The 20,082-nt window shown below is 64.8% G+C and carries 13 protein-coding genes; 3 read left to right on the forward strand and 10 right to left on the reverse strand.

Translation table 11 applies throughout. The annotated features are described in order from the left end of the window. The 7 genes from folK to dacB form a co-directional block, all read right to left on the reverse strand. Nucleotides 1-1,044 (reverse strand): 2-amino-4-hydroxy-6-hydroxymethyldihydropteridine diphosphokinase, encoded by a 1,044-nt coding sequence (folK, locus tag AOP73_RS01875; RefSeq protein WP_061962949.1) that lies wholly within the window; start codon nt 1,042-1,044, stop codon nt 1-3. Nucleotides 1,045-1,048: 4 nt separating this feature from the next. After that, nucleotides 1,049-1,888 (reverse strand): dihydropteroate synthase, encoded by an 840-nt coding sequence (gene folP, locus AOP73_RS01880; protein WP_201774484.1) that lies wholly within the window; start codon nt 1,886-1,888, stop codon nt 1,049-1,051. Between the two features lie 4 nt (nt 1,889-1,892). Continuing rightward, the gene (gene folE / locus AOP73_RS01885; RefSeq protein ID WP_061962950.1) at nt 1,893-2,513 is read right to left on the reverse strand and encodes a GTP cyclohydrolase I FolE; all 621 of its coding nucleotides are present in this window, start codon (nt 2,511-2,513) and stop codon (nt 1,893-1,895) included. Between the two features lie 9 nt (nt 2,514-2,522). Beyond that, complete coding sequence (ftsH, locus tag AOP73_RS01890) at nt 2,523-4,619, reverse strand: ATP-dependent zinc metalloprotease FtsH (RefSeq protein ID WP_084626701.1); 2,097 nt, start codon at nt 4,617-4,619, stop codon at nt 2,523-2,525. Between the two features lie 92 nt (nt 4,620-4,711). Further along, the gene (gene hpt / locus AOP73_RS01895; RefSeq protein WP_061964748.1) at nt 4,712-5,251 is read right to left on the reverse strand and encodes a hypoxanthine phosphoribosyltransferase; all 540 of its coding nucleotides are present in this window, start codon (nt 5,249-5,251) and stop codon (nt 4,712-4,714) included. A gap of 14 nt (nt 5,252-5,265) precedes the next feature. Further along, on the reverse strand, nt 5,266-6,273 hold the full coding sequence (tilS, locus tag AOP73_RS01900) for a tRNA lysidine(34) synthetase TilS (protein WP_061962951.1): 1,008 nt from the start codon (nt 6,271-6,273) through the stop codon (nt 5,266-5,268). A gap of 34 nt (nt 6,274-6,307) precedes the next feature. Then, a complete protein-coding gene (dacB, locus tag AOP73_RS01905) occupies nt 6,308-7,735 on the reverse strand; it encodes a D-alanyl-D-alanine carboxypeptidase/D-alanyl-D-alanine endopeptidase (protein ID WP_160295415.1) in 1,428 nt (475 codons plus the stop codon). A 66-nt stretch (nt 7,736-7,801) separates the two neighbouring features. Here dacB and AOP73_RS01910 point away from each other — a divergent pair, with 66 nt between their 5' ends. Then, entirely contained in the window at nt 7,802-8,323 is a 522-nt protein-coding gene (locus tag AOP73_RS01910) for an inorganic diphosphatase (RefSeq protein WP_061962953.1), read from the forward strand. Nucleotides 8,324-8,420: 97 nt separating this feature from the next. On the opposite strand, the gene AOP73_RS01915 is transcribed toward AOP73_RS01910, so the two are convergent. Continuing rightward, complete coding sequence (locus tag AOP73_RS01915; protein WP_061962954.1) at nt 8,421-9,935, reverse strand: C40 family peptidase; 1,515 nt, start codon at nt 9,933-9,935, stop codon at nt 8,421-8,423. Between the two features lie 244 nt (nt 9,936-10,179). Between AOP73_RS01915 and metX the strand changes: the two genes are divergently transcribed. Beyond that, nucleotides 10,180-11,376, forward strand: coding sequence for a homoserine O-acetyltransferase MetX (metX, locus tag AOP73_RS01920; protein ID WP_084626486.1), 1,197 nt, complete (start codon nt 10,180-10,182; stop codon nt 11,374-11,376). A gap of 68 nt (nt 11,377-11,444) precedes the next feature. Here metX and AOP73_RS01925 read toward each other — a convergent pair whose 3' ends face one another. Beyond that, nucleotides 11,445-14,336 carry an FAD-binding and (Fe-S)-binding domain-containing protein gene (locus tag AOP73_RS01925; protein WP_061962955.1) on the reverse strand — a complete coding sequence of 964 codons (2,892 nt, stop codon included), beginning with the start codon at nt 14,334-14,336 and terminating at the stop codon, nt 11,445-11,447. 344 nt (nt 14,337-14,680) lie between these two features. On the opposite strand from AOP73_RS01925, the gene AOP73_RS01930 reads away from it, so the two are divergent. After that, nucleotides 14,681-19,249: a hypothetical protein gene (locus tag AOP73_RS01930; protein ID WP_152650506.1), complete on the forward strand. Its 4,569-nt coding sequence runs from the start codon at nt 14,681-14,683 to the stop codon at nt 19,247-19,249. 82 nt (nt 19,250-19,331) lie between these two features. Here AOP73_RS01930 and AOP73_RS01935 read toward each other — a convergent pair whose 3' ends face one another. Beyond that, nucleotides 19,332-19,967, reverse strand: a complete 636-nt coding sequence (locus tag AOP73_RS01935) for a L,D-transpeptidase (RefSeq protein WP_160295416.1) — start codon at nt 19,965-19,967, stop codon at nt 19,332-19,334. Between the last annotated feature and the right edge of the window lie 115 nt (nt 19,968-20,082).

The raw sequence follows: 20,082 nt of genomic DNA on the forward strand, positions 1-20,082 counted from the left end.
TCAGGGACCCGCAGGGGTGTCTGACGAGGCGGCGTCCGCGGCGGGCCACGGGTTCGTGACGACGTCCACGCCATCATGACCGACGGCGTTCGCCAGGTCGCCGATGCGGCCGCCGTGGGGACCGGCCAGAGTCGCGTCCGGGGCGAGGTAGGCCCACGGAATCAATACAAAGCCGCGCTCATGAGCGCGGGGGTGCGGCACCGTAAGATCGTCCGCCTCGAAGAATTCGTCACCGTAGGAGATCACGTCGATGTCGAGCGTCCGCGGGCCGTTGGCAACGCCGCGCTCCCGCCCGTGCACCATCTCGATTCCCTGGCACGCGGCGAGCAGTCCGCGCGGGGAGAGCGTGGTGCTCACCTCGATGACCGCGTTGAGGAAGTCGGGCTGCTCGGGACCACCCACGGGGTCGGTACGCACCAGCGGCGACGTGCCAACCACGTCGATGTCGGCGATGCGGTTCAGGTCATTCACTGCCGCGCGCAGAGTGGGCTCAACGTCACCCACGTTGCCGCCGAGCGCAAGGTACGCGACGGTGGCAGACTCGGGCTGCTGATCGGCGGGGTCCGCAAGTAGCGGGACGCCCAAAGGGTCGTTGGGAATGTTCGCGGACGAGCCGATGCGGCGGTCGGCGTACAAGTCGCCGTTGCGCAGGTCGCGGCGGATGCGCAGCACCACGTCCCTGAACTCGACATGCAGTGGCGCCTGCGGCTTGTGAATGGCGACGTCGACGCACTGCACGCCCTCCATCTCCAACACCACGCGGGCCACGGACGCAGCCACGGTCTCAAGGAGGTCCGCCGGGTCGCCGGCGAGCACCTCCGCCACGCGATCAGCGATGTCTGAGTAATTCACGGTGTACGCAAGGATGTCGTTGCCGGCGGCCGCGCGCGTGCTGACGTGAGCCACGACGTCGGCCATGAATACCTGGCCCGTCTCGCGCTCGGTGGCGAGCACGCCGTGGTAGCCGGTGACCCGAATTCCCTCGACCATGATCTGGTCAAGTTCAATTCCGTCTTTGACATAGGGCGTCACTGAGAGCGTCATGGGTTCATCGTGTCGTGTCCAGGGCATTCTGCCAAGCGGACACGACCCGAACCGCGTCACTTGATGCCCGCGCGTCGTGAACACGCACCGCCCATGCCCCGGCCTGCGCCGCCAGCGCCGTGACCGCAGTGGTCGCGTGATCGCGGCGCGCGGGATCACCTGCATCCACGCCGGGGCGCGCAATCACCGTGCCCAGGAAACGCTTGCGCGAGGCGCCGATCAGGACGCGCCTGCCTCCGCTCCACTCGGCCATGGTGGCCAGCAGCGGCCAGTTGGTGTCCGCGACCTTGGCGAACCCGAGACCCGGATCGAGAATGATGCGCTCGTCGCGCACACCCGCGGCAGTCAGCGCGTCCACGCGAGCGGCGAGCTCGTCGCGCACCTCCCGCACCACATCGACATACTGGTCGTGCGCGTCCATGGTGGCCGAGTGCGCACGCCAGTGCATCACCACAAAGTCGACGTCCGCCGCCGCCACCACGGCCGCCATTCGGGGATCCGCGAGCCCACCGGATACGTCGTTGACGATGCTCGCGCCTGCGGCCACGCTCGCCTCGGCCGTCGCAGCCCGCATCGTGTCGATGCTCACCACGACGCCCTCCTGGGCCAGCGCCCGGATCACGGGGAGCACGCGCTCCATCTCCTCCGCGGGATCCACACGTTCGGCGCCGGGCCGGGTGGATTCGCCGCCGATGTCGACGATGTCGGCGCCTCTCGACACCAGCCGATGCGCGTGCGAGATTGCGGCGTCCGTCGCCTCGAATCGGCCGCCGTCGGAGAAAGAATCCGGGGTGACGTTCAGCACACCCATGACCAGGGTGGCGGGGGAACCCGGGGTGCCCATGGCGTTAGTGCCCGGCGATTAGGCTCATGGCCTCGGCGCGCGTGGCGCCGTCCCGCATGACGCCACGCACGGCGGAGGTCACGGTACGTGCACCGGCCTTGCGGATGCCACGCATCGACATGCACAGGTGCTCGGCCTCGACCACGACGAGCACTCCGCGTGCCCCCAGATGCTCGACCAGCGCGTCGGCGATTTGCGTGGTGAGCCGCTCCTGCACTTGTGGGCGACGCGCGTAGACGTCGACCAAACGGGCCAGCTTGGACAGCCCCGTGATGCGGCCGTCCTCGCCAGGGATGTACGCAACGTGCGCGACTCCGTGGAAGGGCACCAGGTGGTGTTCACACATCGAGTACAGCTCGATGTCCTTGACCAGGATCATTTCCTCGTGACCGAGTTCGAAGACGGCGCTCAGCACATCCGCGGGGTCCTGGCTCAGCCCAGCAAAGAACTCCTCGTAGGCGCGGGCCACGCGCGCTGGGGTGTCCAGCAATCCATCCCGATCCGGGTCCTCCCCCACCGCCGCGAGGATCTCACGCACGGCGGCCTCGACTCGCGGGCGGTCAACGCCGCTCGTGGGCGCCGTTCCGCGAGGCTCGGTCACGCTGGGATCGGAGGATGTCGTCATGATTCGACCCTAGTCGGCGTCGGTTGCGGGCGGCGGTGGGGTGTCCGCATCCGTCGGCTCTGACTTGGGCTCGACCGGCTTCTTGGCGGGCTTCTCCACCGGCTTCTTGGGTGCGGCCTTCTTTGCTGGCGCCTTCTTGGCGGGAGCCTTCTTGGCATCGGCCGTACCGGCCTTGGCGCTGGTGGCGCGGGCCCGCTTGAGCGCGGGAGAGACCGCGGGCGACCAGTCGCCGCTGACCCATTCGTCGCGCACGGGAATGCGCTTCACCTTCGCGAAGATTTCCGCGAGGGCATCCTCGGTGAGCGTTTCCTTCTCGAGGAGCTCCTCGGCAAGCGTGTCGAGCAACTTGCGGTTGGTGCTAAGCGCCAGGACAGCCTCGGCCATCGCGTTGTCGAGTAGGTCGCGCACCTCGCTGTCGACCACCGAGGCAAGTTGCTCCGAGTAGTCGCGGCCGTGGCCCATATCGCGCCCCATGAACACTTCGCCGGAGCTGCCCGCGAGGCGAACGGAGCCCACCTTGGAACTGAGCCCGTACTCGGTGACCATTTTGCGAGCGATGTCGGTGGCCTGCTGAATGTCGTTGGACGCACCCGTGGACGGGTCGCCGAACACGAGTTCCTCAGCAATACGTCCACCCATGGCGTACGCAAGGTTGTCGAGCAACTGATTGCGGGTCTTGGAGTAGCGATCCTCCTGGGGCATGACCATCGTGTAGCCGAGGGCGCGGCCGCGCGGCAGGATGGTCACCTTGGTGACTGGATCCGTGTCGTTCATGGCAGCCGCCACGAGCGCGTGTCCACCCTCGTGGTACGCGGTCACTCGCTTGTCGTGGTCGTTCATGATGCGCGTACGCTTCTGCGGTCCGGCAATGACGCGGTCAATCGCCTCGTCGAGCTGCTCCGCACCGATAATCGTGAGGTCGCTGCGGGCAGTCAGCAGTGCCGCTTCGTTCAGGACGTTTGCGAGGTCCGCACCGGTGAATCCGGGGGTGCGGCGAGCGATGAGGTCGAGGTTGACGTCGGGTCCGAGCGGCTTGCCCTTGCCGTGCACCTCAAGGACCTTCTGGCGGCCCTTCAGGTCCGGAGCGTCCACGCCCACCTGACGGTCGAATCGACCGGGTCGCAGCAGCGCGGGGTCGAGAATGTCGGGACGGTTGGTCGCCGCAATCATGATGACGTTGGTGGTCGCGCCAAAGCCGTCCATCTCGACCAGCATCTGGTTGAGGGTCTGCTCACGCTCGTCGTGACCGCCACCCATACCGGCGCCGCGGTGGCGTCCAACAGCGTCGATCTCGTCGATGAAGATGATGGCCGGAGAGTTCTTCTTTGCCTGCTCGAAGAGGTCGCGCACGCGGCTCGCTCCCACACCCACGAACATCTCGACAAAATCGGATCCGGAGATGTGGAAGAACGGCACGCCGGCCTCGCCAGCGACGGCGCGCGCCAGCAGCGTCTTACCAGTTCCGGGAGGGCCGTACAGCAGCACTCCCTTGGGGATCTTGGCGCCCACGGCCATGAACTTGTCGGGCGTCTCGAGGAACTCCTCGATCTCGCGCAACTCCTCGACGGCTTCGTCCACACCAGCGACGTCTTCGAACTTCACGGTGGGGGTGTCAGGAGTGACCATCTTGGCCTTGGACTTGCCGAACTTCATGACCTGGCCGCCGCCACCGCCCTGCATCGCGCTCATGATGAACCAGAACAGTCCGACCAGTAGCAGAATCGGGAGCAGTGTGAACAGTAAAGACGACAGGAAGCTGGTCTTCGGGACCTCGGAGTTGTAACCCATGGGCGGGTCCGCCTGCGCGACGTCCGTGACCACGGTGTCGCCCTGAGGAGCGACATAGAAGAACTGCACCTTGTCGGAGAGGTCCGCCCACTCCTCCGGTGAGTCCGCTGGGAGGTCCTCGAGTAGCGTCATCTCGACGCGCTGGTCACCGTCCACGATCTTGACCTGCTCCACCGCTCCCGCGGACAGGAGAGCGAGCCCCTCAGAGGTGTCGATCGAGTCGACCTTGGGGGCGAACAGACCGGATACCAGCCAGCCGATGATGACGGCGATGAGGATCAGCGGAATGAGACGGCGCAGGCTAAAGACTTTCTTCATGGTGAACAGCACTCTACGCGAGCCCGCTGACGCCGTGTACAGGTTTCGCCATCAGCGGGAAACGAGTCCGCGAGGCGCCGCGCAACGGGTGGCTATGCCTCGCCGTAGACGCTGGGGCTGAGGACGGCCACGAACGGAAGCGTGCGGTACTTCTCAGCGAAGTCCAGGCCGTAGCCCACCACGAAGTCGTTGGGGATATCGAAGCCCGAGTACTTCACGTCAATGTCGACGGTGGCGGCATCGGGCTTGCGAAGCAATGCCGCGACCTCGACGGACTCGGCGCCACGCGAACGCAGGTTGCCCAGCAACCATGACAACGTCACGCCGGAGTCGATGATGTCTTCCACAATCAGCACGTGGCGGCCGTCGAGGTCAGCGTCGAGATCCTTGAGGATGCGCACCACGCCGGAGCTCTTGGTGCCCGACCCGTAGGACGACACCGCCATCCAGTCCATCTGAACATGCGGGGGCAGGCGGCGTGCCAGGTCGGCCATCACCATCACCGCACCCTTGAGCACACCCACGAGGAGCAGGTCCTTGCCCGCGTAGTCCTCGCGAATCTGCGCGGCGATCTCGTCGAGCTTGGTGGAAATCTGGTTCTCACTGACCGCAATGCGGGTGAAGTCGTCCATGTTGTATTGCGCGTTCACTCGTTGCTCCCAAGGTCGACGGTGCCGGAAATGATTAGCCTGCCATACTCGCGCCGCGCCTCGTAGCCACCTGGCAACGCAACTGCGCCCTGACCTTTGTATTGCATCACCAACTTGTCGAGCATGCGCACGTGCGCAGCCGTCAGTGGGCCAGCGCCTTTGCTCTCCGCAAGCATCTTCAGCATGCGCGAGCGGATCGCGTCGGGCAGTGCCGCGAGGTTGTCACACCGCCAGTCGTCATCGGACGATGCCGCGGAGGCTGATTTGCGAAGGGTTGCCCTGGCCTGGCGTTCCAGTTCGTCCGCGTCGGCTTGCAACATGGCGGCCGAGCGGGCGAGTCCGGAGACGACGCCGGGGCCGAGGACGTCCACCAGCGCGGGCATCACCTTGCCTCGCAGCGCCGACCGCTTGGGCCCGCCATCGGTCTCGTTAGTGGGGTCCATCCAGGGGTCGAGCCCGAGCGTCTGGCACGCCGTCACGGTGTCCTTGCGGCGGATGGAGAGAAAGGGCCGGATGATCCGTCCACGCCGTGCGGGGATGCCGCTCAGCGCACGAGCACCCGAGCCGCGTGCGAGGGCCAGCAGCACGGTTTCTGCCTGGTCGTCCATGGTGTGGCCAGTCAGGATGTGCGGATCTACGCCGCCCTCGGCGCTCACTCGCTCCTCGATCGCGGTGTAGCGAGCAGTTCGGGCGGCCGCCTCGAGGCCACCGTCACGGCCCACGACGACACGCTCCACAAAAACCTGGTGGATGCCGGCCTTCTTGACCTGCATCGCCGCTCGCTGAGCTACCTCGGCGCTGTCCGGCTGAATTCCGTGGTCCACGATGATGGCGCCCGAAAAGTAGCCCTCTTTGCGCGACACGTAAGCCGTGGCGGCGGCAAGCGCCAACGAATCTGGGCCACCGCTGCACGCCACCCAAATGCGGGTGCCGATGTCGTAGCCATGCAATGCCTCGCGGACGGCGACCCTAGTGGCGGCAACGGACGGATGAGGACCCGTCATCTGGTCGTCCTCCTCATAGCAATCGCGATGGGCACTACTGACATCCACAGTCTGCCAGCGCGGTCACGAAGTCGTCGATTGCGCCCATCGGGCGACTCTGTCCGTAGGGCATGCCGTCCGCCATGGTGGCGAAGGCGAGTACGCGCCCATCGGCCGTCGTAACGATGCCCGCGAGCGTGGTGACGCCGGTCAGCGAGCCGGTCTTGGCGCGCACATAACCGGCGGCACTCGTTCCCTCATACCGCGCCTCAACCGTGCCTTCGAGCCCACCGAGCGCCATGTAGTTGACGAGGTCAACATTGTGAGGGTCCGTTCGCGACGCCACGATGGTCGACGTCAGTTGCGAAGGCGCGATCCGATTGTTCTCGGAGAAGCCGGCGCCGTCGAAGAGTGCCAGGCCGTCGGTGTCGACGCCCATGTCGCGCAGTTGCGCGATGGTGGCCGCCGCCGCGCCAGAGGGATTGACCGCCTGCCCTGTCTCGAGCGCAAGGACCCGCGCGACGACCTCGGAGATGGTGTTGTCGGATACCGCGAGGAAGTACTTGGTGACCAGACTTAAAGGCGCCGATTCCACCGAGGCGACTACCGCAGCATCGGCCGGGGTAGTGCCGTGGTCGACGTCGTCGACGGTGAAACCGGCGGCGGCGAGGGCCTGAGCGAAATCATCGGCGGCCGCGAGCGACGGGTCGTCGTGGCGCGGTCCGTAACCGTCACCCTCGAGCCGTGCGACGTTGACCGCGATGCCTGTCACGGGGGCGGCGTAGCCGTTGACACGCGCGTACTCGGGCCACGCCTCGGGCCACGCCGGACCGGGAAATGCGGTGTCGTCGACCGCGACGTTGACGGCAGCCGGGGCACTGTCGCCGAGTTCCGTGCGCACCATCTGCGCGAGGTCACCCAATCCTGCCCAGCCGTTCGCCTCGTCAAGGTCGTCCTCGTGGCCCACTCCGTGGTGACCGTCACCCGCAGCGAGCATGAGGTCGCCGCCAGCCACCAGGGTGAGGGTCGCGGTGCCGGGATCCCAGGTCACCTCGGTCGTGGTGGTGAAGTCCGGACCTAGGGCGTGCAGCGCCGCGGCGGCGGTCAGCAACTTGGTGGTGGAGGCGGGAACCTGAGAATCAGCGGGCGAGATGCCGCCAAGGTATTCACCTGTGACGTAGTCAAGGACGGACACGTTCGTGGAATCGCCGGTGCGCTCGTCGTCGCGCAGCTTCTTGGCGAGCGCGTCGATCGTCGCCTTGGTGGGCTGAGGCGCATCGCCGTCCAGGTTGGTGACGGGCCCCTCGGTTGGGGGAACCGCGGCAACTGGCTCGGCGCTCAAAAAAGGCGCCGGTGGCAATTTTTCTTCCGCCGTTGTGAGGACGCCGGGAACCAGGTCCTCAGCATCGGCCCACGCGTATGCGCCAAGCCCACCAAGCACCACTACCGGGGTCAGAATTCCTGCCCAAACCTTGCGCCGCACACGACACCTCCCAACATGCGCCAGACTAGTACCCAGGAACCCCCATATTGGACGTAAGGAAGCGCCATGGAATTTGATGTCACGGTTGAAATCCCCAAGGGAAGCCGAAACAAGTACGAGGTTGACCACGAGAGCGGCCGCATCCGCCTCGACCGGATGCTGTTCACGTCGACCCGGTACCCGGACGACTACGGATTCATCGATGGCACGCTAGGCCAGGACGGCGACCCGCTCGATGCGCTCGTCCTTCTCGAGGAGCCCACGTTCCCCGGCTGCCAGATCCGCTGCCGCGTGCTGGGCATGTTCCGCATGCGCGACGAGGCCGGTGGGGACGACAAGCTGCTGTGCGTGCCGGTGGGCGACCAGCGCCAGACGTGGCGACAGGAGCTCGAAGACGTCAGTGACTTCCACCGCCTCGAAGTCCAGCACTTCTTTGAGGTCTACAAGGACCTCGAGCCCGGCAAGTCCGTCGAGGGCGCTCACTGGGTGAGCCGCGAGGAAGCCGAGGCGGAGATCAAGGCGTCCTTCGAGCGCGCCAAGGGCACGCCGTTTGAGCACATGAACCCGCTCAGCCCGCCGCAGCACTAACAGCTGTCAGGGCGCCGATGCTGGCGCCAGCTCACGCCGTCGGATGCGCCTCAGGCGCCCGGCGGCGTTTGTTGTTGCGGCGTTACCGTGCGCTGCGCTACGGCCTGCCGACGACCGGCATGAGGTTGTACATGCGGTAGGCCAACGAGTTGATCTGCGCGGGAGTCCCGGGCTTGTGGGCACCCATCACTTGGTTGCCGCCCATGTAGACCTCGACGTGGTAGATGCCGCTGCCCGAACCGTTTGAGCTCCAGAAGATGAGGTCGCCCGGACGTGCCTGCGAGAACGGAATCTTGGTGGTCGCGTAGTACTGGCTGCTGGAGGTGCGTGGGATGTACACGCCCGCAGCGGCCCAGGACTTCTGGGTCAAGCCCGAGCAGTCGTAGTACGTGGGGCCAACGCCGCCGTCCTTGGTCTGCGAGTAGGGCTTGCCCTGCAGCGTCAGCGCGTGGGCGAGTGCAGTGCGACCCTGCGAGGCGCTGGAACTCCACGTGGGGTCGGGGTCAGGCGCAGGCGCTGGTGCCGGGTCTTTGGTCTCCACCGGCGTGGGGTCCTTGGTCTCCGCTGGAGCCGGATCCTTCGTCTCGGCCGGCGTGGGGTCCTTGGTCTCCGCAGGTGCGGGGTCCTTGGTCGCGGTCGGCTTAGGGGCCGAGGTCGACGTGGGCTTGCTCGAGTTGTCCGTGGTGGCGGAATCCGTGGGGCGCGGCACCGGATTGGGGCGTACATTGCTGGTCTGCTCGGCGTCGTTGGCTGCCTCGGCATCGGCCGCGGCCTTAGCTTCGAGCGCCTTGCGCGCATTGGCCTGGCGTTCCTCTGCGAGCCCGTCCTGGCGCTGCTGCTCGAGCGCGACGCTCGAGTTGCGCAGGCTCACCAGACGGTTGATCGCCTCAGTGCGCGCGCTAGCCACCTGGTCCACGGCGCGCTGAGCCTGCTTGCGCGACTCCTCGGCGGTGGCTGCGGCGTCAATGGCTGCCTGCTGAGCCTCAGCGGCCTTGGTAGCAGCCTCTTCCGCATAGGTGCGCATGGTGCTGGAGACAATCTCCGCTGCCTTGACGGTCTGAATGCGTGAGTCCGCCTCAGAGGACGAACGCTCGACAGCCTCGGACTTGGCGATGACATCGTCAAAGCCGGAAGAGGAGGTGATGGCGGTGAGCTCGTTCATGCCCCCGCCCGTGCGGTAGGCGTCCATCGCGACGGTAGCGAGGTTGTCGCGCGCCGCTGCGAGGGCCGCGTCTGCCTTGGCGGACTTCTCTTTGGCGTCCTCGAGCTCGGCATCGGCGTCATCCTTGGCGACCTGTGCGTCGGTGACGTTGTTCTCCGCGACCATGGCTGCGGTGTCTGCCTCATTTAGTGCGGCCTCGAGGCCTGCCATCGCGTTGTCGAGTTCCGCGACGCCAGACTGTGCGTCCGACACGGCAGCCTGTGCCGCCTCAATCTCGTCCTGGCCGGGGTATCCCACGGCATCTGCGGGAGTCGACGGTGACGCGATCACGATGGTCGCGCTCACGGCCAAGACGGCCGATGCTGCGGCGACGGAGCGGCGCGCACGGAACGCAAGGCCGCGAATAGACAGGGCGCGGGAGGGCGTAGTCCCCTGGACTGTTGCTCGCACTGCCGGCCTCCTGCCGTCGATTACATGCCTGTTCGGCCCTGCCCCGCCGCGGCGAGAATGGGCATTCGTCGATACTACGTCCCAATTGTCACATGCGAAACATGAATGCACATGTCGGGTTTGTCACATCCCGCACGCGCGACACACGGGTCGCAGCAATTCGGTGGGCTCGGGTGCCCGTTCACTTCATCGGCACACTCGGTTGGGCACTCAAGTGCGCGCGTGCCCTAGTCTTGTGTGCGGTATGGATGACGACGGCATTGAAACAGACGCGTGGGCCGCGGACGAGGGTCCGGGCTCCGGCGCGCCCATTCCCGCCTCGGCGGCCTGGCGCGAGGGGGACAACCCCGGCCGACGCCAGTTCGTAGATATTGGCGACCTCGCTCTAGAGGCCGATCCGCTCGGCGTGCTCCCCGACGTACGGATGGCGTACGAGACGTGGGGCGAACTCAACGCGGCTCGCGACAACGCGGTCTATGTTGCACACGCGCTCACGGGCGACAGTCACGTTTTTGGCCCCGCCGAGTCCGGTCACATCACCGGCGGCTGGTGGAACGCCATGGTGGGCGCCGGCAAGCCGATCGACCCCACCCGCCACTTCATCGTCTCCGCCAACGTCGTGGGCGGCTGCCAGGGCACCACTGGTCCGGCCTCGACCCACCCCGTCGACGGCCAACCGTGGGGTTCTCGCTTCCCGTACGTGACCATGCGCGACATGGTCAATGCGGAGATCGCGGTCATGGACCACCTAGGGATCGACTGTTGGCGACTCATCGCCGGCCCCTCCATGGGCGGCATGCGCGCGATTGAGTGGACGGTCATGGCCCCGGGCCGAGTGGGCGCCATCGCACCGGTCGGCTCCACTGCGGCGGTGACCGCTGACCAGATCGCCTGGTCGACTACTCAGTTGGCCGCGATTGCGGCAGACCCCAAGTTCCGCGGCGGCGACTACTACGACGCGGTGGACGGCGACGGCCCGCACACCGGCCTCGGCATCGCGCGCATGATCGCGCACACCACGTACCGCTCCGAGGGTGAGCTCGGCGAACGTTTTGGCCGCTCCTATCAGGGCGACAGCGACCCCGTGGGACGCGGCGGCCAGTTCGCAGTGCAAAGCTACCTCGCTCACCACGCACGCAAACTCGCACGACGGTTCGATGCCAATACGTATGTCCGCCTCGCGCAGGCTATTCAGTCACACGACGTTGGCCGCGCCCGCGACGGCGTCGAGTCCGCACTGGCGAGTGTCGACGTACCCGCACTGATCGTTGCGGTGGACAGCGACCGGCTTTACCCCGTACACAACTCAGAACGTCTCGATGCCGCCCTGTCGGGCTCGCACGGGGTCAAGGTCGTTCACTCCCCCGTGGGGCACGACGGCTTCCTGGTGGAGTCCGGTCAGCTCAACGCGTTCTTGGCCGCATTCGAGCAGAAACTCTAGCGAGGATTCGTTCCTCTCACCGCATCTCGGCGAGGTGAGGTGAGGCGAGGCGAGGCGAGGCGAGGACCCTAGCGAGCTCCGATGCGCTCGGCCAACAGTTCCGCGAGGTGTCGGCCGTCGACGTCGGCGAGATCACTGCCCTGGGTACGGCAACTCACGCCGTCGGCCAGATAGATGGCACCCTCGGGTGCGTCACGCAACTTGGGTAGCAACGAGTTCTCCGCCACCTTGACGGACACGTCGTAGTGCCCCTTCTCTGTTCCCCAGTTGCCTGCGAGTCCGCAGCAACCCGATGCCTCAGTGACCTGTGCGCCGGCGCGGGCCAGCAGATCTCGGTCAGCTGCGTATCCCATCACGGAGTACTGATGACAGTGCGGCTGGACCACGGCGGTGACGTCATCCAAGCGAGGAGGCTGCCAACGGTCGGAGGGCTTGACCGGCGCCCGGCCGGTCAGCACCTCGGCCAGCGAGTAGGTGCCGTTGGCGACGGCGTGCGCGCGAGGGTCGTCCGGAAGCAGTTCGGTCAGGTCGCCGCGCAGGACTCCCATGCAAGAAGGCTCCACGCCGATGATCGGAATGCCATTGACGGCGTACGGCCCGAGCACCTCGAGCAGCCCGTTGAGTCGCTTGCGGGCGGCATCCAGCTGTCCCGTCGAGATCCAGGTGACGCCGCAGCAGGCGTCTCCCGCGGAGACGATCACTTCAAAACCCGCATCCTCAAGAACCGCCACCATCGCGGTGGGAATCCGCGGATCCAGCCCATCCGTGAACGAGTCTGCCCACAGCACTACCCGTCGGCGCTCGCCGGTTCCCTCGACGCCGAAGGCGGCCCCCGCATCGGCCGCATGTGCGGGGTTGTTCTTGGCGGCGCGCGTCTTCGCGGTGGTGCTCCGTCGGAACGGCTCGGTCGCGAAGGTGGGCAGGGATCGCCTGGTGTCCATACCGGCCCCGCTGACTAGCGCACGCTGAATCCACTTGGGACTGGCGAGCGCATTCACTACCCGTGGGGCGACGCCAACCACCTTGAGCCAGCGTGGTAGCCAGCCAACTGAATAGTGAGCGATGGGACGACGCTTGCCCTGGTACGTGCGGTGCAGCACCTCGGCCTTGTACGCGGCCATGTCGATGCCACTCGGGCAGTCGCTCGAGCACGCCTTGCAGCTGAGGCAGAGGTCGAGACTCTCACGCACCTCGGGCGCCGTCAGCCCACCCACGAGCGTGCCATTGATCGCATCCTGCAACACCCGCGCGCGCCCGCGCGTCACGTCCTTCTCATCTCCGGTCGCCGCGAAGCTTGGGCACATGAAGCCAGTGCCGGAGGTGACCGCATCGGAACGGCACTTCCCCACACCTGTACAGCGGTGCACGGCCTCGGTCAGGTCGCCATGGTCGTGCGCGAAGGCAAGGCCACCGGCCGATGGTGCGGTCTTCTTCGCGGCAGGCCGCCTCAGGTTCGCATCAAGAGGGGCGGGATCCACGATGATGCCCGGGTTGAGGTTGCCGGACGGGTCAAACAGCGCCTTGACCTGACCGAACGCGTCGATCGCGTCGGCGGAATACATCACTTTGAGGAGTTCTCCGCGGGCACGACCGTCGCCGTGCTCGCCGGACAGCGACCCGCCCAGGCTCGTCACTAGTGCCGCGCCGTCCTCCATGAACGCGCGCAGCACGCGGCCGTCCTCCTGGAGCGGGATATCGATACGGAGGTGGATGCACCCGTCGCCAAAGTGTCCAAAGGGTTCGCCCTCCACTCCGTACTTCTCCATGAGCTTGTCGAGCTCGCGCAGGTAGGTGCCGAGCTTCTCGGGAGGCACGGAGGCGTCCTCCCAACCGGGCCACGCCTCCTTATTCTTTGAGGTCCGCCCGCCAAGCCCGGCGCCGTCCGCACGGATCCCCCACAGGCGAGTGGCCTCGATGGGGTCGCGAACGATGCGCACACTGCTGGTCCCGGCATCCGCGGCCAGTGCCGCCATCCGCGCCTCGGCCTCCGCCTCGGTGGCGGCGCCAATCTCCACGAAGAGCCAGCCGGCTCCCGGGGGAAGCTCGGGAATGGGGCTGGCGCCCTTGGCGCGCCGTACCTTCTCGACCAGCCGGGCATCCAAGCCCTCCACCGCATCGGGTGAATGGGCAAGCATGGGGACCACAGCATCGGCTGCTGCGGGCATGTCGTCGTATCCAAAGGCGGCCATCAGGCGCGCGGGCGCAACGTCGACAAGCTTGACAGTTGCCTCGAGCGTGGTGGCAAGAGTGCCCTCGGTGCCCACTAGGAAGCGTGCGAGCGAGTGACCGTGCTCGGGGAGCAGGTGCTCCAGCGAATAGCCACTCACCTGGCGGCCAAAACGGCCGAACTCGGTACGAATCATGGCGAGGTTGGCGGCGACCAGTTCGTCCAGTCCAGGGACAACGGACAGGCTGTCGGCGGCCTCATAGCGGCGGCCGGCGCCGTCCAACACGTCAATCGAATGCACATTCTGCGCCGTCTTGCCGTAGGCGACCGCGTGAGGACCGCAGGCGTTGTTGCCTAGCATTCCGCCCAAGGTCGCGCGCGAGGACGTCGATGGGTCGGGGCCAAACCGGAGCCCCGCCGGCGCCACCCGCTTCTGCAGATCCGTCAGCACCACCCCGGGCTGAACCCGTGCGGTCTTGGCCTCGAGGTCGATGTCGAGGATGCGGTGCATGTGGCGTGAGGTGTCTATTACTACCCCAGGGCCGATGCTGTTTCCGGCGATGGACGTGCCGCCGCCTCGCATGGTGATGGGAGAACCTGCAGCGCGCGAGGTGGCGATGGCAGCCACGAGGTCGTCCGCATCGAGCGGAAACACTACTACTTCTGGTACGACGCGGTAATTGGATGCATCGGTGGAGTACTCCGCGCGGCGGCGGGCACTCGAGTCAACCTCGCCGTCCACGGCCGCCGCGAGCTCCGCGACGAGGTCGGTGCGGGTGGGGGTCGAGGTCATTCGTTCATTCTGGCACGCGAGTGAGTGTGGGCTGCGTCGCCCTGAGGGTGCGGTGTAGCGGACGCACGTGCCTCATAGGCCAAAGCGATGCGGAATGTCCGTTTTGTGGCATATCCGCAAAGCCCCTGTTATCTACCCCTTCGGGCACGAAAGCGAAACCTTGACACGCCGATCTCCTGAACCCCTTTAGTCACATTGACCACATCAGTATCACTTCGTCACTTTCGTCACGCACTTTTTTTGGGCGACTGTATGCCGCTGGTGGTCAGTTCTAGCGTGGCGCGTAATGGGATACGTGCGTAGTCACCGTCGACTGCGCGCATAGTCTGGGGAGGACGACCATCATGAAGCTGAGGGATTTCCAAAAAATGTGGGCGCTGGTTCTCGCGCTCGTGCTGACCGTGACCTTTGCGGGTCCGTCCTATGCGGGCGGCAACGGCGGGGATAACGAACCGCGGATTCACAAGGCCTACGTCTGCAAGTACGTCGGAACACCGGGAGTGGACGAGAGGCTACAGACGGGCCAGAACCCTATCGAGGTTGACTTCAACGCTCTCGGCTGGGACCGAGACGGAAACCCGCCTAACGGTACCGAGTTCAACGATAAGCACGGCAAGTCCGTGGTGATTGGAATCGTGGGCGTGGACGACGAGCCCTCTCTCGCTGATTGCCCCGCACCTACTCCCCCGCCGGAAAAGACCGTCGTCGTTCCAGAGATTCCCGCGATCGTCGACGAGTGCGGCACCGAGAACGACGACTTCACGCTTCCCTCAAATACCGATCGCATCACCTATAGCTTTAAGCGGGGCTATGTCTACGCGGAACTCAATGGCCGCAATGTTGAATGGGGAGACACCTCAGACCTCTGGAAGCCATCAAGTGGCGGCAAGCTAAAGTTCAAGATCCAGTTTAGCGACGAACCCTGCCTCCCCGAGCAGCCAGCCGACAAAACTGGCGAGAAGGTCGAACGCGACAACTTCTGCACGGAACCCGCTGATGGGACCCGCACTTTCACGGTGACTACTACTCCGTGGACTCAGCCATACGTCCTCGAAAATGGCGCGTGGGTGTTGGGCGAGAAGACATTTGGCAATCCCGAGACGGATACGGCGACAGAGAACGACCCCTCGTGTGCGCCCAATGAACCAGAGAAGATCATGCAGTGGCACATCTGGAAGCTAGATGGCGACTGCAAGGATAGCCTCAAGTCCTCGCTGAACGAGGTGGGCAAGAGCGCCATGGGGCTGCCGTCGACGGCCTGCAACTCGCCACGGGAATCGATCTTCCCCCAGGACTACGTGGGCGAATACAGCGACAACTTTGTTCCAGAGTGCGGCGTCTGGTACCAGGTCGACAAGTACATGGGTACGCCAGCCGAAATCTCCGCACTGTGGGCGGACAATGTCCTCCACGTGGGCGAGGATCAGCCACTGCTCGTCCATGAGGCCGGCGTCGGTCAATGGTTCTTCCTCTACGGCGGCGACTGTGCAGACCCGGTGTTGTCTGGGTCTGTGACGGCGCAGTGTGTGGAGAACGTTCCGACGTTGAACTACACGATCGCGTTGAACGACCCAGACGCACAGGCCACGGCGTCTGACGTCGCGACGATCACAATGACTGATGGCTCGAACACCTGGACACACGAGGTCGACGTGACCGGAGGATTCCCAGTGTCGGGTTCCGTGACCTGGCCTGGTGCCGGTCCCGGAATGTGGCCCGGATGGGAACTGGTCGACGACGTACTCACCAACACTGGCAACAACTTCGGCTGGACCCGAGCCGGCGACATGAACATCAACGTGTCCTACAACCCGGAATTCACCACGACCGTTGCCTACCCCAACGCCACCGACCCCTGTGACCCGCCGGACGTGCCGATCTGCACCGACAACTACGAACTCGGCCACGTCAGCGCAGCCGAGTTCTCCACCGGCAACTACACCCCCTACGACGAAGCCACCTGTGTCGCCCCGTTCTGCGAAACCATCACGGACGAGGGGCTGCACTCCGCCACAGTCGCGTTCAATGGGCACGACCCGATCTTGTCCGAGGACAATGGTTGCTTCGTAATTGTTGCTTGGCAAATGGCCGGTTGGGACCCGCGTCCCAACTTCTCCAAGCCTCAGGTCTACGTCACCTCTGCCGACCAGTTCAATCCGGACCTCGACGCCTTGGATGACGAACTACCCGAGTGGGGTTGCTACCAAATCGATATCTACTTCGACACTCAAGAGACGAAGGACCTCATCGATGGCGGAGTCCTCTACGGACCCAACAACCCCACCGAACACTTGATCCCCGGCGGGCACCACACAGCCTGGAAGTACGTCCAAAAGTCCGAGGACTGCATGAAACCAGTGGTGGTTTGCGACACTGAAACCTGGCAGCCCATGGAGATAGCCGGATCGCTATACAACTCCGAGGACTACACCATCTACAACCAGGAAGACTGCCAGCCACCCACGGTTTGCCCCGAGATTGACTCGGAGCTCCTGCAGAACGCTGCGCAGAACAAGGCGATCCTGTCCGAAGACAATGGATGCTTCGTCATCGCAGCCTGGCGGATGCCCAGCTGGACTGACTCCCTACACGCCACTTGGCCACAAACCCTCGTCACCAGCAAGGATCAGGTCAACCCCGACCTCAGCGGCCTCGACGACGAACTCAACGACATCGGCTATGGCTGCTACCAAGTCGACATCTACTGGGACACCCAAATCACCGCCGACCTTCTCGCCGGTGGCACGTTGACCAGCCCCAACAACCCCGCCGAAGACCACCTGCCTAACGCAGGCTTCGGCACCACCTACAAACTCGTCAAGATCGGCAACTACACCCACTGCAACGAACCCGCAGACCCGGTGTTGTCTGGTTCTGTGACGGCGCAGTGTGTGGAGAACGTTCCGACGTTGAACTACACGATCGCGTTGAACGACCCAGACGCACAGGCCACGGCGTCTGACGTCGCGACGATCACGATGACCGATGGCTCGAACACCTGGACACACGAGGTCGACGTGACCGGAGGATTCCCAGTGTCGGGTTCCGTGAACTGGCCTGGTGGCGGTCCCGGAATGTGGCCCGGATGGGAACTGGTCGACGACGTACTCACCAACACCGGCGGCAACTTCGGTTGGACCCGAGTAGGCGACATGAACATCAACGTGTCCTACAACCCGGAATTCACCACGACCGTTGCCTACCCCAACGCCACCGACCCCTGTGACCCGCCCGAGGTCCCCATCTGCACCGACAACTACGAACTCGGCCACGTCAGCGCAGCCGACTTCTCCACCGGCAACTACACCCCCTACGACGACGAGACGTGCCAACCCCCTGTGGTTTGCACCGATGGTGTTGGTGAATGGCAGAATGCCGTGTGGCACACCTGGACTGGTGGACCCGTCACTTCCGACGCTGGGCCTGCCCCTGACGCCGACGGTTGGAACGCCAATAGCGGTGACCCGCAGTCTGCAAACCACGCACTCATCTATCACATGCCCGGAGTTCCCTACTTCGTGAGCCACGGCAACTCTGGCAACGGTGACTGGTTCCTCTGGACTGCTGATGAGCCGTCCGACGAATGCCCCCCGCCACCGGTCGACCTCTGCGCCAACATAGACGGCGTGCAGACCGAAATCCCTGAAGGCCGAATCCAAGACGGCGTCGACTGCAAGATTCCTCAAGAGCCGAAGCTTGGAGGATCGTTCCTCCAGCCAGTGTGCGACGGCGATGCCCCATGGGTGAACTACAAGATTGTGCTGACTGACCCCGACGGGCAAGCAACACAACATGAGGTTGCGTATGTCACATTCATCGATCCTGAGGACGAGACTCGGACCACCGAACCCATCGAGATCGCACTCAACACCGTGTTCGACGATGCGACCGGCACCTACACCTCCGAGGGACGCTTCCTGTGGCCCGGCGCGTCTGTCGCAGCGGACGGCATCACTCCCACGGGGTGGCCTGGCTGGGGTCAGGATGCGAGCGGCAACTGGGAGTCGCTAGGCGACGGGAACTTCGGATGGACGCGTGGAGGAGTCACGATCCTGATGAAGGTCAATCCGGAACTCACCCAAGAGGGGGTTAACTACCCTCCCGCGACTCCGGACTGCGCTACCGCGCCTCCCGTGGATGTCTGCCAGTGGGACCCAGAAACGGGAACCGCGAACATGGTGACCATCACGAACCGCGAGAACCTCAAGGACTCGGACATTCTCTGGGTCGATGGCTCCGAGTGCACGCCTCCGCAGTACGACATCTGCTCCACCGACGACGGAGGCCAGACGTGGAGTATCGCGGTGGTCTACGACTACCAGCTCACTGAAGACACGAGGTTCTGGGATAGCGAGGCCGGAGAGGACGGCGGGTGCGGCGATCCACAAGCAGCAACACTCAAGGGCACCCTCATCTCTCCAGTCTGCGATGGAGATGTTCCGTGGCTGAATTACAAGGTGGTTGTCACTGACCCGGACAATCAGTCCACCAACACCACCGGAATGGCCACCATTACGTTCCACAGTCCCTACGCGAGTACGCCGGACGCGAATGGGGTGATCTGGAAGGACGAGGTTGTCGAGGTACCAATCGGAGAAGGTCGGATTCTCTGGCCGGGAGCTTCGACCGACGCTGACGGCAATCCCACGGGATGGCCCGGCTGGGGGCTCGACGCCAACGGTGAGTGGATCGCCATCGGCAATGAGAACTTCGGATGGACGCGTCAGCCGAAGGGCATCAAGGTAACCATCGCGGTGAACCCTGAAGCCAACGCGACCGTGAGTTACCCGCCAGCGACCCCGTCGTGCGCAACCACCCCACCGACCGAGGTCGACCAGGTTCTCGGAGCAGCACCGCTTCCGGAGGCCACCTCCGCTGTCGCGGTCGTCGCCGAGGCAACGTTCGCCGGATAGCCCTCCCGCACTAGCGAACACATCAATGCCCGCCTCTGCGTGAGGCGGGCATTGATGTGCGAGGAGTAGATCGGGTAGCGCTTTAGGCGTTGATGAAGACGGGGGTGCCAAGCGGCAACCCCACCTTCGTCACGATCTCCGTGATCGAGTCATTCGGCATCCGTATACATCCATGCGAGACGGTGTTGCCAATGGACGAGGGGTCGTCGGTGCCATGAATGCCGATCACTGCATCACCGCCGTTGAAGGAGTCGAGTACCGGCGAATAGCCAGACAGGCCATAGGCGAACGGTCCGTAAACCCCATCGGGATTGGGTGGCTGCAGCAATTCACGAATGTAATACGTGCCGCCGGGCGTAGGCAGCTCGTCCTGACCCACACCGATCGCAGTCTGAAACACCATGTCCTCGTCGTCGTAGACCTTTAGCTCGAAGTCTTGAAGATCGACATCGATCCAATAGCGTGTGTCCGCGAGCGTCACGTCATCCGTGTGGATCCATCCTGTGGCGCCATTGGGGCGCGTGGGAAGCCACACCTCGAGCCAGCCATCGGTCACTCTCTTGACCAGAAACACGAACGGCGTTTCGTCTGGCGCGGTAAGAACGTCGTCCGCTTGGAGCGTGGTGAAATCAGACTTGTTTGGGTTGGGGTAGACATCGATCGCTTTGCTCTTAGACGTCGCAATCTGCGACAGCGTGTCTCGGGTTGGCACTGCCACTGGAGTCGGGGCAATCGTGCTGCCGCCGTCAGTAATGGCCGGGACAGAAGTCGCCGCTGACACCGACGGAGACGCCACCGGTTCGCTCGACGAGCACCCACTCACCACCAACGCT

The organism is Demequina aurantiaca (genome assembly GCF_000975135.1).
GTDB classification, from domain to species: Bacteria; Actinomycetota; Actinomycetes; order Actinomycetales; family Demequinaceae; genus Demequina; species Demequina aurantiaca.